The following is a 13153-nucleotide window of genomic DNA, read 5'->3' on the forward strand; positions in this document are numbered from 1 at the left end:
TTAGCGGCGAATGGCGGCAGGGAGGAGGACGAGCGTGCCGGTAATCAGAAGCGGCAGCAGGCTTGGGAACCCGATGGCGACGCTGATTTCGCCAGCTTGGCCCGGGAGAGAGGGCAGAACGCTGATGCTCACCATGGCGGCCAGAACAGCGCTCGACAGGGCGCCAGCAATGGGCCAGGCGTTTGTGGCGCGGCGCTGATGGGCAAACGCCAGCATCAACATGCCAATGAGCACCGGTGCGGCATAGGAGAGGAGCTTCAGACCATTGCCAAGATCCAAGATACTCGCACGGAGCGGCGTGCCGGTAGCAAGAAGGAGCAAGCACAGTCCCAGTGCCAGCAGCACGAATTGGCAGCACACGGGGATTGCCAGATAGACCAGCGCCGGCCAGCGCGCCGCCAAGCTGCGGAAGCGGCGATTCGCCAGCATGGGCAGCAGCAGGGCATCATTGCTGCCCAGGCGGCGATCCGCCTCTGTCTGAGCGACCTGTGGTGCGACACCTTCGGCGATCAGATAAGCGACGATATCATCGCGGTGTTCGGCCAGTTCGCGCAGATAGCGTTGAACATGAGCGGGCGAGAGCCCTGCCTTGAGCAGATCCTCACGCATGATTTCCAGACGGTCAGGCATGGTGGGGCGCCTTAACAATCGTTGCGATAGTGCTTTGCAGGTGTTGCCAATGGGCAAGCAGGTCGTTGAACCGGTCTTTGCCCGTGGGGGTGACAGAATAATAGACGCGACTGCGGCCGTTGACCGTCTGCCGGCGCGTGGACAGTGCGCCGTCGCGCTCGAGGGAATGCAGGACAGGGTAGATGACGCCTTCGGCGAAGCTGAGATTGTCATTGCTGGCGGCGCGAATGGCTTCGACCAGTTCATAGCCGTACATCTCCTTGTCACGCAGCAGGCGCAGGACAAGGAGCTCGGGGACGCCATTGAGAAATTGGGAGGTCGTCGTGGGCATAAATCTATTACCTATTAACTCTAGGTATAATGCCTAGAGCTAATAGGTAATGCAAGTGGTTTGCCGTAGCTGTGTCGAGATTTCCGCTTCAGCATCGTCGTTGGCACATGAGCAGCGTGATGCTGCCGGATTCCACAGGGGACTAAAATGAAGATTGCGGGCTGGGTATTGAGCGTTTTGATCGGGCTGTTTCTGGCGGTCGCGTCTGCGGTGCCGAAGTTTTTGGGGATCGAGGCAGCGCTCGAGCCGATGGAGGTGGTGGGATGGCCGGTGAAATATCTGGTGCTGATCGGCGCAATCGAGGTGGGGTGCGTGATCCTCTTTCTGATCCCGCGCACAGCATTGCTGGGCGCGGTGTTGACCACGGGATTGCTGGGCGCGGCGCTGGCGGCTAATTTGCGGGTGGATAATCCGCTGTTCAGCCACACGCTGTTTTCGATTTACCTCGGGGTCGCGGTGTGGATGGCGCTCTGGCTGCGCGAGGACAGGGTAAGGGCGGTGTTTCCACTGCTGCGGTGAAAAGGAAAGGCCGGGCGTGTGCCCGGCCTTTGCTTGTCAGCTGATCGCCCAGGTGGCGATGGGCGGGAAGAAGAGGATGGTTCCCAGCACTACCAATTGCAGGGCAATAAATGGCAGCAGCGCGGTATAGATGTGCTTGAGGGTGATCTCCTTTGGCGCGACGCTCTTGAGATAGAAGGCGGCGGGACCAAAGGGCGGGGTCAGGTATGACACCTGCATGTTAACCGCGAACAGGATGCCGAACCAGATCGGATCGTAGCCAAGCTGGATGACGATGGGCACAAAGATCGGCAAGGTCAGCAGGGCAATGCCGATCCAGTCGAGGAACATGCCCAGCACCAGCAAGATCAGCATCATTACCATGATGAGGACCACAGGCGGGGCATCGAGCCCGAGAATGGCTCCGGAAACGAAGCGGTTGCCACCCATGAGATTATAGACGCCGACAAGCACCGCCGCCGCAATACCGATCCAGATGATCATGCCGCAAGTTTCAAGAGTGTGGACCAGGCTGTCCTGCAGCATCTTGAAGGTCATTTCGCGTCGGATCAGCGAGACCAGCAGCACGGCGGAGACACCCAGAGCCGCAGCTTCGGTGATCGAGGCGATGCCGCCATAGATCGAGCCGAGCACCACCAGCACGATAAACAGCGGCGCGGCGACAGATTTTAGGGCGCTGCCGATAGACTCCTGGGCCATCTCCTCCTTGGACATGGGCGGACCCATCTGCGGATTGCGAATGCAGATGAACAGCACATAGGCCACGTAGAATGCCAGCAGCAGCAGGGCCGGAGTGATGGCTGCAACGAACAGGTCGGCGATCGAGACGCTGGCGACCAGGCCGTAGATAATCAGCACGATCGATGGCGGCATCATGGTCCCGAGCGAACCGCCGGCGCAGACGACGCCGATCGAGAGACTGCGATCATAGCCCAGGCGCAGCATTTGGGGCAGAGCCAGAATGCCGAGCAGCACGATCTCGCCGCCGATAACGCCGGACATCGCCGCCATGAGGATGGCCACGATCAAGGTCTGCACTGCCACGCCGCCCGGCAGGCGGCCGGCCAGCACCCGCATGCCATTGAACAGATCCTTGGCGATGCCGGAGCGGTCGAGGATCGCCGCCATGAGAATGAACATCGGGATGGCCACCAGGGAATATTCGGTGATGAACCCGAAGATGCGCGAGGTCACCAGCGGCAGGGAGTTGGTGCCGAACCAGCCAAAGGTGAAAAGCAGTGCGACCAGCCCGGTGACCCAGGCGAGCGGCTGGCCAGTCAGCAGCAGCAAGAAGATGCAGCCGACAAGAATGTATGAGCCGTATTCAATTCCAAGAGCGCTCAAGCCCATCGTTATTTCTCCCCGGCAGGCTTGGCCGGCGCGGACACGTCGCGGCGGATGGCTTCGATGAGATGCAGAAGGGTCTGTACGAACATCAGGACGACGCAGACCAGCACCAGCATCTTGAGCAGCGCGGGGGTGGGCGGATTCCACGAAGTGCCCGTGCCTTCAAGACGGAATTCTCCGCTTGGGGTGTGGGTGGCCTTCCAGGACATGATCCAGCCGGCATAAGCGAGGCCTGCGAAGAAGACCATGGCGATCAGTGAGTTGATGATATCGAGGATGCGCCGCCCCTTGGGGGATACGGCGTCGTAAATCATGCGGACCCGAATATGCTTGTCGCGGGCAAGGGCGATCGGCCCGCCCACAAGGAAGATCGCGGCGATCAGGAAAGTGGTCGTCTCATGCGCCCAGAAGGTGGGTCTATCAAAGACGTAGCGAGAAATAACCTCGAAGACGGTTACGCCAAAAGCGAGAAATATCGCCCAGGCCAGTGCTTTGCTGATACCGGCTACCGCGCGGTCAAGCGGGGAACGGATCTCGGAATCGCCGCCATCGGCGACCGCCGGAATGTCGACCTCGTCGGCCATCTGTTCTCTCCTGTGGCGACAAATTAGCGCCCGGCGAAGTTCTCCCCCGGGCGCGTTTCTCTTTGCAGATGACCGGCCTAGAGTAGGTTGCGGCCTTCGAGATAGTCGATGACGGTGTCGTAGTAGCGCTGGGTCATGTCGCTCTTTTCAGCCCAGGACTGCCATTCGTCCTGAGCGATACGGCGGAACTTGGCGCGTTCGTCAGCCGACCAGTTGATGATCTCGATATCCGGGTTCTGCTTGGCTTCGGCCACTGCCTCGGCGTCCTGCTGGCGCACCGAATAGACATGCTGGAAGATGAACTGGTCGACAGAAGCGCGCAGGATGGCCTTGAGGTCATCGGGCAGCCCGTCCCAGGTTTGCTTGTTCATCGAGATGTCGATCAGCGGCAGCGAGTGGAAGCCGGGATAGAGCGGATAGTTGGCAATGTCGTTCATGCCCTGGCCCTGGTTGGCCGCGAACACGGTGTAGTCGGCCGCGTCGATCACGCCCTTGTCCAGCGCGGTGAACACTTCGGAGCCCGGCAGAGCCACGGGAGCAGCACCGGCCTTGGAGAAGATTTCGTAGACCATGCCTTCGGGCGCGCGCAGCTTGAGACCTTGAAGATCCTCGACGCCACGCAGGGGAATGGAGGCCACGAAGGCTTCCGGCTCAGTCGCGGCAGTGCCGATCAACTGTACGCCGTAGGGCTCGACCAGCTCGGCATAGAGATCGTTGCCGCCGCCCGACTTCATGAAGCCGAGCAGTTCGAACGGATCACTCCAGGCGCCCACCAGATTGCCCATCATGGCAAAGGCAGGATCCTTGCCGGCAAAATAGCTCGGGTCGGTCAGATGGCCCTGAAGAATGCCGGCGCCGACGGCTTCAAGCGTATCGGTGTGCGGGACAACAGCGCCAATCGGCAGCAGTTCAATCTCGATGCGACCGCCGGACAGCTCGGTGACGCTATCGGCCCATTTCTGCTTGTTGATGAAGCCCGGTTCACCGGCGGTTTCCGAGGTCTGGAACGTCCAGCTATATTCCTGGGCCACAGCTGCGCCGCAAAGCAGCAAGGCTGCGACTGCCGAGGCGGTGGTGCTGACGACAAACTTGGTGAGATTCACGATGTCCTCCCTTTCGATGTTCCAATTGACTTACGTGCCGCAGGAGCACATCGAAACTCCCGCACCATTGGCTCGCCAGTCTGCACGGATTGGCCATTTGATCAACTGGTCAAAGGCAGAGGTCACCTTCTATCCACATTGCAGGGAGCAAAAGAACGGCGCGGCGAACGCCAGCGCGCCGGGCCGAAATCAGTTTGCTTTGTGGGGGATCAGGCGCTGTTTGCGCTGAACCAGCACAAATACGAGGTCCAGACAGCCGCCGCCCGAAATTCGACAGACTGGCCCTGATGACGCTAACCGGGGCGCAATAATGCGGCGGCAGCTTTGTGGTGCTGGTGTCAGTACAGCCGGATTGAGGAGAGGTTGTCGCGCAGATATTGGTGAAGAACGGGCTGGCTCTCTGCGATGCGTTCGCAATAGGACTGGAAAAAGCGGTCGCGGCAGATGGCGGCGCTGGTTGGTGTCCTCACCTGGATCGAGGAAATGGTGTTGTCCCAGCCCCAGGTGGCCAGATCCTGAAAGACGTCGCCGGAATCGGCGCAGAAAGTGCGGCCCGTGTAATGCGTGCCTTCGTAGAAGCACATTTCGCCACCGGCCAGGTCGGGCCATTTATTGTCGGGGTCCAGAATCGGCCAGTGCGGATCCTTGCCGAAGTCGATGGCGGCCTTGCCGGTCCAGCCGCGACCGCCGGGGCCATCGATATTGCACCAGAGCTGCTGGCAGCGGAGGATCTTGATGGCCTGTTCGCCGGCAATCTCGCCGGTGATGGCATAGGCGTCGCCCGGTCCGGCGCGCAGGACGAGAGCGGCGCGGCTCCAGCCATGGCTGCCGGAGGGGGAGGCGGACAGGGCGGGAAGGCTGGGCAGAAGCGAGATGGCAAGGGCTAGTGCGAGGGCGAAAAGCGAGCGCATGGCAATATCCATCTGTCTGTTCGGCGTGAGGTTAGCCTGCCTTGCCAGATGTTGCAAAGCAAAGCGCCGCCCTTTTTTGGGGGCGGCGCGAAAAGCTCTTGTCTAACGATCCTAGCGAACGCGGATCGAGGCGATGTAGTTGTCGTAGTCGCCCAGCGACGATGCGCCGGTGGTGTAGGTGCGGCAGAAGCGGAAATTCTCCTGCGAACAAACCTGAACGGTCAGGCCGGCCGGATTGTCAAAGGAGGAAATGCGGTCGGTCCAGCCGCGCAGGTCCCGAACGGATTCGCCTTCTTCCATGCAGAAGCTGTCGCCACGGAAGCGGGTGCGGTCATAGAAACAGACTTCGTCATAGACTGGTTGGACGACCGGCGGGCGCGGGGGACGGGGCTGGGGACTGTTGCCATTGCCCACGCCAATGCTGATTTGCGGGCCATCGGGGCCACCAATGGTGAAACCGAAGGAAAGACCGGGATTGGACGGATTGACCGGGCGGCCGCCGGCGCTGAGATAGCTTGCCGAGACCCAACCATCGGGACCCGGCTTGACTACATAGCACCAAGACGACTGGCAGCGCTGCACGTCGACCTGTTCGCCGCGGCGCAAGGTGTCGACAACGGCATAGCCGGTGCCTGGGCCAGAGCGCACATTGACATTGCTGGTGGCGGTGCCGGGCGCGGCTTGTGCTGCGGGCAGGAAGACCACCACGGCAGCGGCGGCCACGGCGATGCCGGTGGCCAGATTCAGAAGATTCCTGCGGGTCTGACGATGCATGACATGCTCCCTCCGGCTCGATCTTGCCGGCCCCGGACGTCCGGGGCGACGCATTTCGGCGATCGCGCCATTTGTATATGACTCAAGAAACGAAATCTTAGCGCAAAGAGTTCCGGCAATGTCGGTGGGAGTATTCAAATGGTGAATATCCCAGGGCCACTGTCGGAGCGCCGGGAGACAATTGAGCAAATTCTAGCTGAACGCAGTCTGAACGGGTCTGGCAGTCGCCTTATTGCGGCGGAATGGGGCGCTTTTTGCCGGTTTCGTCGAGCGAGACATAGACGAAGCGCGCCTCGGTGACCTTGGTGCGTTCATCCAGGCGGTTGCGGCGAACCCAGGCTTCGAGGCCGACCGTAATAGAAGTGTTGCCGGTACGTTCAATATCGGCATAGACGCAAAGCACGTCACCCACCTTGACCGGAGCGATGAAGGTCATAGCTTCCACGGCTACGGTGACCACGCGACCCTTGACCCGTTCGACGGCGGCGATGGCGCCGGCAATGTCCATCTGGCTCATCACCCAGCCACCGAAGATATCACCGGCCGGGTTGGTATCGGCGGGCATGGCCAGGGTGCGGATGATGAGGGCGCCGGTGGGTTCGGTTGCGTCGGACTGCATGATTGGGGTTCCTATTCTGGGCGCTTGACGGGCCAGCGGCCCACGGCCTCTTCCCAATGCTTGCGGCACAGGGACAGGTAGACCGACTTCTCAATGGAGACCTGGTCACCATCGGTGAGGACGCGGCCCGACATGTCCTGGCGCACCACCATGGTGGCCTTGGCGCCGCAGGTGCAGATGGTGCGGATTTCGCGCAGCGTATCAGCTATGGCCAGCAGTTCCATCGCGCCGGGGAACAGCTTGCCCTGAAAGTCGGTCCTGAGGCCATAGCACATGACCGGGATATTGAGCCGGTCCGCCACGCGGGCCAGTTGCCAAACCTGCTCGCGGGTGAGGAACTGGGCTTCGTCGATAAAGACGCAATCGACCTTGGATTCCTCGTCATAGTCGCGAATGGACTGGTAGAGGTCATCGCCCGCAGCATAGAGATCGGCTTCTTCGGCGATGCCGATGCGAGACGTGATCAGGCCAACCCCGTCCTCGGCATAGAGCGCGGAGGTGTAGAGCAAAGGGCGCATGCCGCGCTCGCGGTAGTTATGCGCCGCCTGCAGCAGCAAGGTGGACTTGCCGGCATTCATCGCCGCATAGGAAAAATAGAGCTTGGCCATGGTCGCGCCTGAAACGGGGCTTTTGTTGTGGCGCAGCGACGAGGCCGGTGCGAGGCAAAATGCGGCGCGGTCCACAAAAAAAGGCCGCCCTGAGGCGGCCAGGACCGATCTTGTCGGTCGGGAAGGCCGGGGGTTGGCGGTCCGGGCCCTCCGATGCCGGCGCGGCGTTGGGGACGCGGGGCTGGCAATCCTGGCCAATGGGGTGAGCCGGGATAAGCGGACCGTATTAAGCCAAGATGACAGGGCCGTGACGACACTATTGCAATGCCCGATTTATTGTCTTGCCCTGGCTTGTTCAGCTTCGGTTCAGGTGGTGGAGACAAGATTTGAAGGCACAGAACTTCCAGAGGATTACCATGCCGAGATTTTCCCGTTTGATTGCCGCTCTTGTTCTGGCCTGTGCGGCGGCCATGCCGGCAGCGGCTTCGCCCGCCGGCGTGTGGGAGCTGGAAACGCGCGACACCCGGTTTGCGCTGGATCTGTGCGGGGACGGCACGCAGCTGTGTGGCGAGCTGGTCTGGCTGTCCGACGCCGACTACAACGATCAGTACAAGCCCTATCTCAATCGTCCCATGGCGCAGGCGCTGGCGCCCACCGGGCCGGGAAAATGGAAAGGGACGCTGCATCTGTTCGGGCACCGGATGAGCGGGACGATCACCCAGCATAGCGAGAACCATATGACGCTGTCCGGCTGTGCGTTCCTGGTGGTCTGCAAGACCTATCAGATGTACCGGCACGCGCCATGATGCGGGCGATTCTGGCATCTTTGTTCGCGCTGATGGCGGTGGCGCCGACCTTGGCCTCGCCGGTCGGGGTGTGGGAAATCGAAATGCGGGATTCGCGTTATGACGTGACCCTGTGCGGTGACGGCACGCAGCTTTGTGCCGAGCTGATCTGGCTGGGCAATGGCGCGGACAGTGCAGAAAATCTCCCCTATCTCAACACCATGCTGATTGACCATGCGGTGCAGACCGGGCCGGTTGAGTGGAAGGGCGAGTTGCACATTTATGGGCAGAGTGCGGCCGGGACGATTACCCAGGTCAGCGAAGACCAGATCACGCTCAGGGGGTGCGTAGCCCTTGTGATCTGCAAGAGCTACCAGATGTATCGCTATGGCGAATAGGGAACCCTAGTTCACCGTTCTTGGAACATGCACCTTGCGGCGGGCCCAGAGCGGCGGGATCGCTTCTACCAGCAGGATCGCCGCAAAGATCAGCGCCGCGCCGGCATAGCCGATCAGGGGCAGGCGCTCGCCCAGCACCACTGCCGCGCCCAATGCTGCGAACAGGCTTTCCGCCGAGAGGATGATAGCGGCATTCGCGGCAGGCACATGCTGCTGGCCGACGGCCTGCAGGGTAAATCCGACAGCCGTTGAGAGGACGGCAGCATAGGCGATCTCGATCCAGCCGGCAGAAATGGCCGCAAAGGTCGGGGCTTCGGTGGGCAGGGCGATGACGCTGGCGGCGATGCCGGCGAACAGGAAGCTGACCGACGACACGAAGATGGGCAGGCCCGTCATTTTGGCGACATGGCCGAGCAGCAGCACATGCATGGCCCAGAACACGGCGCTGCCGATGATGATCCAGTCGCCGAAGTTGAAGCTGTCGAGGCCGCCGCCATTCAAGAAATAGATGCCGACCAGGGCTAGCGGCACGCCGGCGAAGACGATCGGGTGGGGGCGCATTCTGAACAGTGCGAAGCCGAGCAACGGCACAAAGAACACGTAAAGACCGGTGAGGAAGCCACCATTGGTCGCTGTCGTGGTGAGCAGGCCGACCTGCTGCATCCATGAGCCGAGGAAGAACACGGTGCTCATGGCCATGATGAAGAACCAATGGGTGCCGGTGAGCCTGACGGCCTTGCGCCGCAGTTCATTCAGGGCCAGCGGCAGGATGAGCAGGCCGCCGATGAGAAAGCGAACGCCGGCAAAGGTCAGTGGCCCCATGGCGTCCATCGCGGATTTCTGCGCGATGAAGGCGAAGCCCCAGAACATGGTGCAAAGCAGAAGCAGGAGGGAGGCGAGGGGACGGGACATTGGTGTGTGTTTCTCGTGGATGGAACCCCCTCATCCGTCTCGCCCTGCGGGCGATCCACCCTCTCCCCGATGAGGAGAGGAACAAGGGGCACAGGCCTATTCTACTCCCCATCGGGGAGAGGGTGGCGCGTAGCGCCGGATGAGGTTGCCTATTGTAGCTCGGTGTCGAGTGCTGAGATGAGCTGCTGGATCTCTTCAGGTGTGGTGTAGTGCACGAAGGAGAGGCGGAGGACGCCGTGATTGTGGGGGTCGATGCCCAGTGCTTCGAGCAGGCGCACGGCGTAGAAATTGCCGCCCGAGGCCATGACGCCGTGGCGGGCGAGGCGTCGGGCGATGTCGATGCCCGGTTCTTTTGCCAGCACGGCAATGGTGGGCGCGCGGGTGGTGGCGTCGGCGGGGCCGATGAGCCGGAGGTCATTGCGGCTGCGCAGATAGTCGAGCAGGGGGGCGGCCAGCGCCACTTCCTGGGCGCGCATGGCGGCATGCGCGCGGCGGAATGGATCGGCGCCCTCGATCGAGGCGGGCGCCAGCGCGGCGATTTGTTCGAGATAGTCCACAATGCCGGCGGTGGCGGCGATCTGGGCGTGATCGGGGCCAGCCGGGGTCAGGCGGTAGCGCAGCTTGGCATCGTTGAAGAAATGCCCCTGATTGGGCAGCGCGCGGGCGAGATCGGGCCGGATGGCCATGACGCCCTGATGCGGACCATAGGTCTTGTAGGCGGAAAAGAAATAGATGTCGGCGCCAAGCGCGGCGAGATCGGGCAGGCCATGGGGCGCATAGCTTACGCCGTCAATAGCGAGGACGGCGCCGACGGCATGGGCGCGGGCGGCGATCTCGGCGACCGGGTTGATGTCACCAACGATGTTGGAACAATGCGGCGCGGCGACCAGCTTGACCTTCTCGTCGAGCAGGGTGTCGAGGCTATCGAGCGAAAGGCGGGCGGTTTCGGGATCAACCTGCCATTCACGCACTTCCATGCCGCGCTCGGCCAGGCGGCGCCAATTGCCGGTATTGGCCTCGTGGTCCTGATTGGTGACGATGATGGCATCACCGGGCTTCAGCCAATCGGCGAAGGCCTTGCCCAGCACATAGGTGTTGGCGGAGCTTGAGGGGCCGATATGGATCCAGTCGGTGGCAACGTTGAGCGCCTGGGCCAGTTGTTTATAGGCGCGGTCCATGGCCTGTCCGGCGGCCTCGGAGGCGGCATAAACGCCATAAGGCTGCACCTTGGTGGCGCGATAATAGTGGTCGAGGATGTCGAGCGTCGCCTGGGACGTGTAGGAGCCCCCCGCGTTTTCGAAGAAAGCCTGGCCATTCAGGCTCGGTTCGGCAAAGGCCGGGAACAGCGCGCGAATGGGCGCCGGATCGAGGGGAAGAGTGGTCATGATTGCCCGCAACAGATTACGGTCATCACTGGTAATCGAGCCGAGGACAAAAGCAAACCCCGGCTGTTGAGAGCCGGGGTTTGGCGGCGCCTGCCATGGCTTGGGGCCTGCAGGAACCGCGGGTCGACCTGCCGACGAAGGAGTGCGACAGGCCGGGTCTGGAGGTCCGGCGCCGGGCCGGCCTTAGCGGTTGCCCGGACCCATGGGGCGCTGGCCACCATGATGACCATCGCGATGGCCGCCCCTGTCGCCCTGCTTGCTCATATGGTCATGGCGGTTGCCGCGTTCGGGGACGAGGTCTGCCTTCTGCTCGTCGGTCAGGCTGTCAAAGAAAGCTGTAAAGGCGGGCTGAACGGCCTTGAGTGCGTCGAGGCGGGCCGATTCAAGGGCGATGCGGTTGTCAAAGCGCTCCGAGATGTCCGGGCGTTCGGCGGATTCACCTTCGGCCGGCGGAGTCGGGCGCAAACCGTCGGTCGCGGCCTCGAAGGCGGCGGCAGCGGCCAGGGCATCGGTTTTGAGCGCTTCGAGCAGAACGGTCTGCTCATCGGTCATTTCGATAGCATGGCTGAGGCGGACGATGGCAATTTCTATGGCTTCGGCGCCGCGCTCGATATTGAACAGACCCATTCCGCCGCCATGGCGCATGCCGGGGCCGTTGCGGAAGCCGCGTTCAGCGCCGGAGGCGGAATCTGCCGCTTGAGCTTGGGTGGTCGCAGGCGCGGTGGTTTCCTGGGCCGTCGAGGGGGCAATCGCGCCCAGGCCGATGGCGGTAGTCATCAGGGCCACGATGGCGGTAGTGGAAATCGTCTTCATGGTCGTTCATCCTTTGCATGGGATATCGCCGGTAACCGGCACAGATGAGACCATAGGATGGGCCAACTCTTCGCGACCTTGCGGATGGATGAAGAGTTGGAGAGGTTGGTAAGGTGGAGGCTTGGCTTGATTGGGTATGTCGTCAATCCGTTTCCGGAGGCGGCGGTGCTGGATGACTTCTGGCGCCGCGCCTGGGGCGGGCCGCCACCGCGCAATTATGGCCACGTTCTAAGCCGTAGCCTGGCGCATCTTGGGGCAAAGGACGGTGAGCGGCTGGTGGGGTTCGTCAACATCGCCTGGGATGGCGGGCTGCATGCCTTCATTCTCGATACGGCAGTCGATGCGGCCTATCGGCGGCAAGGAATTGCGAGCGAGCTGGTGCGGCTCGCCGCCAAGCTGGCGCGGGATCGCGGCGCCAAATGGCTGCATGTGGATTTCGAGCCGCATCTGGAGGGGTTTTACCGCGCGTGCGGCTTCGGGCCTACGGCGGCCGGGCTGATGCAGCTGTCGCCCTGATCTCAGCTCGAGATATATTCGCGCAGAGCTTCGGCCTCGTGCTCGACTTCGGCGATCTTGAGCTTGACCACATCGCCGATGGAAATAATGCCCACCAGCTTGCCACCCTCGGCGATCGGCATATGGCGGATGCGCCGCTTGGTCATGGACTCCATGACATCGTCGATGGTGGTGGTGCGCTCGGCGGTGACGACGCCCTTGGTCATGCAATCGGCTATGGAGAGCGACAGGGCGCCGTTGGGGTTCTTGCCGAGCTGGCGCACGATATCACGCTCGGAAAGAATGCCGACGATGTGCTGCTTGTCGTCGGTGATGACGACCGCGCCGATATTGTGGGTGTTGAGCAGGGTCACGGCGTCGGCCAATGTGCCGGTTTTGGGCAAGGTGTGGACCACGATGCCTTTGGTTTGCAGGATGGTGTCGACATGCATGGGGTCAGTCCTCCTGTAAGGGACCTTGAGTTTGAACCTGCCCGGGGCGCTCGGCAATAGACCGAAAGTCAAAAAAAATGGCCGGCGCAGGGCCGGCCAGTTTCGTCAGGGGGAAACAATATCAGGGGCTCGGTGCACCTTTACCCGGCGCCGACCAGTCCGGACGGCGTTTTATGCGGGCAGGGACCTGAACCGGCAGGGGGGCGCGCCAGGCAAAGCGCGCCACCTCAAAAATCAGGACCAGCACCAATAGCGTCAAAGGCACCATGAAGATCGCAATCTGCGTATCGGGCTGGGCGGCAAAATCGGCAGCCTGGGCGGGCGTGACGCCAATTGTCAGGGCGGCTGTGCTCAGGGCGGAGCCAATGGCGCCAAAAACGGCCACAAGCCTGAAACTTTTGCGTCTGGGGGACGTAGATTTATGCATGGGATCGACGTCTCTTCCTCACTTCCGATGCTGAAAGAAAAGCATCAAAAAGCGGTTCGACTATGAACCAATGGGGGTCAGCGCGGGACCATTTGAGGGCAGAACTGTGGCGGGCTGGGC

At 61.9% G+C, this 13153-nt stretch carries 18 protein-coding genes; 4 read left to right on the forward strand and 14 right to left on the reverse strand.

Annotated features, from left to right (window positions below):
- Entirely contained in the window at positions 1-630 is a 630-nt protein-coding gene (locus GO014_RS16685) for a hypothetical protein (protein ID WP_157291479.1), read from the reverse strand.
- A complete protein-coding gene (locus tag GO014_RS16690; RefSeq protein WP_116589025.1) occupies positions 623-961 on the reverse strand; it encodes a PadR family transcriptional regulator in 339 nt (112 codons plus the stop codon). Before GO014_RS16690 ends, GO014_RS16685 begins: the two co-directional genes overlap by 8 nt.
- A gap of 147 nt (positions 962-1108) precedes the next feature.
- Between GO014_RS16690 and GO014_RS16695 the strand changes: the two genes are divergently transcribed.
- The gene (locus GO014_RS16695; RefSeq protein ID WP_157291480.1) at positions 1109-1480 is read left to right on the forward strand and encodes a DoxX family protein; all 372 of its coding nucleotides are present in this window, start codon (positions 1109-1111) and stop codon (positions 1478-1480) included.
- 36 nt (positions 1481-1516) lie between these two features.
- On the opposite strand, the gene GO014_RS16700 is transcribed toward GO014_RS16695, so the two are convergent.
- The 7 genes from GO014_RS16700 to GO014_RS16730 all read right to left on the reverse strand — a co-directional run bounded on the left by GO014_RS16700 (position 1517) and on the right by GO014_RS16730 (position 7426).
- The gene (locus GO014_RS16700) at positions 1517-2830 is read right to left on the reverse strand and encodes a TRAP transporter large permease (protein WP_116589027.1); all 1314 of its coding nucleotides are present in this window, start codon (positions 2828-2830) and stop codon (positions 1517-1519) included.
- 2 nt (positions 2831-2832) lie between these two features.
- A complete protein-coding gene (locus GO014_RS16705) occupies positions 2833-3411 on the reverse strand; it encodes a TRAP transporter small permease subunit (protein ID WP_116589028.1) in 579 nt (192 codons plus the stop codon).
- Between the two features lie 77 nt (positions 3412-3488).
- On the reverse strand, positions 3489-4514 hold the full coding sequence (locus GO014_RS16710) for a TRAP transporter substrate-binding protein DctP (protein ID WP_210252471.1): 1026 nt from the start codon (positions 4512-4514) through the stop codon (positions 3489-3491).
- A 338-nt stretch (positions 4515-4852) separates the two neighbouring features.
- Positions 4853-5425 carry a peptidase inhibitor family I36 protein gene (locus GO014_RS16715; RefSeq protein WP_157291481.1) on the reverse strand — a complete coding sequence of 191 codons (573 nt, stop codon included), beginning with the start codon at positions 5423-5425 and terminating at the stop codon, positions 4853-4855.
- A 111-nt stretch (positions 5426-5536) separates the two neighbouring features.
- A complete protein-coding gene (locus tag GO014_RS16720; RefSeq protein ID WP_179952998.1) occupies positions 5537-6199 on the reverse strand; it encodes an SH3 domain-containing protein in 663 nt (220 codons plus the stop codon).
- A gap of 229 nt (positions 6200-6428) precedes the next feature.
- A complete protein-coding gene (locus GO014_RS16725) occupies positions 6429-6818 on the reverse strand; it encodes an acyl-CoA thioesterase (protein WP_116589032.1) in 390 nt (129 codons plus the stop codon).
- Between the two features lie 11 nt (positions 6819-6829).
- On the reverse strand, positions 6830-7426 hold the full coding sequence (locus tag GO014_RS16730) for a thymidine kinase (RefSeq protein ID WP_157291483.1): 597 nt from the start codon (positions 7424-7426) through the stop codon (positions 6830-6832).
- A 356-nt stretch (positions 7427-7782) separates the two neighbouring features.
- On the opposite strand from GO014_RS16730, the gene GO014_RS16735 reads away from it, so the two are divergent.
- Both GO014_RS16735 and GO014_RS16740 read left to right on the forward strand, forming a co-directional pair.
- Entirely contained in the window at positions 7783-8172 is a 390-nt protein-coding gene (locus GO014_RS16735) for a DUF2147 domain-containing protein (RefSeq protein WP_116589035.1), read from the forward strand.
- The gene (locus GO014_RS16740) at positions 8169-8549 is read left to right on the forward strand and encodes a DUF2147 domain-containing protein (protein ID WP_157291484.1); all 381 of its coding nucleotides are present in this window, start codon (positions 8169-8171) and stop codon (positions 8547-8549) included. The genes GO014_RS16735 and GO014_RS16740 overlap by 4 nt, the downstream gene beginning before the upstream one ends.
- Before the next feature lie 6 nt (positions 8550-8555).
- On the opposite strand, the gene GO014_RS16745 is transcribed toward GO014_RS16740, so the two are convergent.
- The 3 genes from GO014_RS16745 to GO014_RS16755 form a co-directional block, all read right to left on the reverse strand.
- Entirely contained in the window at positions 8556-9461 is a 906-nt protein-coding gene (locus GO014_RS16745) for a DMT family transporter (RefSeq protein ID WP_157291485.1), read from the reverse strand.
- A 149-nt stretch (positions 9462-9610) separates the two neighbouring features.
- Positions 9611-10846, reverse strand: coding sequence for an aminotransferase class V-fold PLP-dependent enzyme (locus tag GO014_RS16750; RefSeq protein WP_157291486.1), 1236 nt, complete (start codon positions 10844-10846; stop codon positions 9611-9613).
- Between the two features lie 183 nt (positions 10847-11029).
- The gene (locus tag GO014_RS16755) at positions 11030-11659 is read right to left on the reverse strand and encodes a Spy/CpxP family protein refolding chaperone (RefSeq protein ID WP_179952999.1); all 630 of its coding nucleotides are present in this window, start codon (positions 11657-11659) and stop codon (positions 11030-11032) included.
- 126 nt (positions 11660-11785) lie between these two features.
- On the opposite strand from GO014_RS16755, the gene GO014_RS16760 reads away from it, so the two are divergent.
- Positions 11786-12175 (forward strand): GNAT family N-acetyltransferase, encoded by a 390-nt coding sequence (locus GO014_RS16760; protein WP_246204697.1) that lies wholly within the window; start codon positions 11786-11788, stop codon positions 12173-12175.
- A 2-nt stretch (positions 12176-12177) separates the two neighbouring features.
- On the opposite strand, the gene GO014_RS16765 is transcribed toward GO014_RS16760, so the two are convergent.
- Both GO014_RS16765 and GO014_RS16770 read right to left on the reverse strand, forming a co-directional pair.
- Positions 12178-12606: a CBS domain-containing protein gene (locus GO014_RS16765; RefSeq protein ID WP_116589042.1), complete on the reverse strand. Its 429-nt coding sequence runs from the start codon at positions 12604-12606 to the stop codon at positions 12178-12180.
- Between the two features lie 121 nt (positions 12607-12727).
- Positions 12728-13033 carry a hypothetical protein gene (locus tag GO014_RS16770; RefSeq protein WP_179953000.1) on the reverse strand — a complete coding sequence of 102 codons (306 nt, stop codon included), beginning with the start codon at positions 13031-13033 and terminating at the stop codon, positions 12728-12730.
- Between the last annotated feature and the right edge of the window lie 120 nt (positions 13034-13153).

Origin of the sequence: Devosia marina, assembly GCF_009758415.1 — a bacterium.
GTDB lineage: Bacteria > Pseudomonadota > Alphaproteobacteria > Rhizobiales > Devosiaceae > Devosia > Devosia marina.

Bases quoted from the DNA above. Each gene is read 5' to 3' on its own strand.
- GO014_RS16685 (WP_157291479.1), bottom strand. From the start codon at position 630: ATGCCTGACCGTCTGGAAATCATGCGTGAGGATCTGCTCAAGGCAGGG.
- GO014_RS16690 (WP_116589025.1), bottom strand. From the start codon at position 961: ATGCCCACGACGACCTCCCAATTTCTCAATGGCGTCCCCGAGCTCCTT.
- GO014_RS16695 (WP_157291480.1), top strand. From the start codon at position 1,109: ATGAAGATTGCGGGCTGGGTATTGAGCGTTTTGATCGGGCTGTTTCTG.
- GO014_RS16700 (WP_116589027.1), bottom strand. From the start codon at position 2,830: ATGGGCTTGAGCGCTCTTGGAATTGAATACGGCTCATACATTCTTGTC.
- GO014_RS16705 (WP_116589028.1), bottom strand. From the start codon at position 3,411: ATGGCCGACGAGGTCGACATTCCGGCGGTCGCCGATGGCGGCGATTCC.
- GO014_RS16715 (WP_157291481.1), bottom strand. From the start codon at position 5,425: ATGCGCTCGCTTTTCGCCCTCGCACTAGCCCTTGCCATCTCGCTTCTG.
- GO014_RS16720 (WP_179952998.1), bottom strand. From the start codon at position 6,199: ATGCATCGTCAGACCCGCAGGAATCTTCTGAATCTGGCCACCGGCATC.
- GO014_RS16725 (WP_116589032.1), bottom strand. From the start codon at position 6,818: ATGCAGTCCGACGCAACCGAACCCACCGGCGCCCTCATCATCCGCACC.
- GO014_RS16730 (WP_157291483.1), bottom strand. From the start codon at position 7,426: ATGGCCAAGCTCTATTTTTCCTATGCGGCGATGAATGCCGGCAAGTCC.
- GO014_RS16735 (WP_116589035.1), top strand. From the start codon at position 7,783: ATGCCGAGATTTTCCCGTTTGATTGCCGCTCTTGTTCTGGCCTGTGCG.
- GO014_RS16740 (WP_157291484.1), top strand. From the start codon at position 8,169: ATGATGCGGGCGATTCTGGCATCTTTGTTCGCGCTGATGGCGGTGGCG.
- GO014_RS16745 (WP_157291485.1), bottom strand. From the start codon at position 9,461: ATGTCCCGTCCCCTCGCCTCCCTCCTGCTTCTGCTTTGCACCATGTTC.
- GO014_RS16750 (WP_157291486.1), bottom strand. From the start codon at position 10,846: ATGACCACTCTTCCCCTCGATCCGGCGCCCATTCGCGCGCTGTTCCCG.
- GO014_RS16755 (WP_179952999.1), bottom strand. From the start codon at position 11,659: ATGAAGACGATTTCCACTACCGCCATCGTGGCCCTGATGACTACCGCC.
- GO014_RS16765 (WP_116589042.1), bottom strand. From the start codon at position 12,606: ATGCATGTCGACACCATCCTGCAAACCAAAGGCATCGTGGTCCACACC.
- GO014_RS16770 (WP_179953000.1), bottom strand. From the start codon at position 13,033: ATGCATAAATCTACGTCCCCCAGACGCAAAAGTTTCAGGCTTGTGGCC.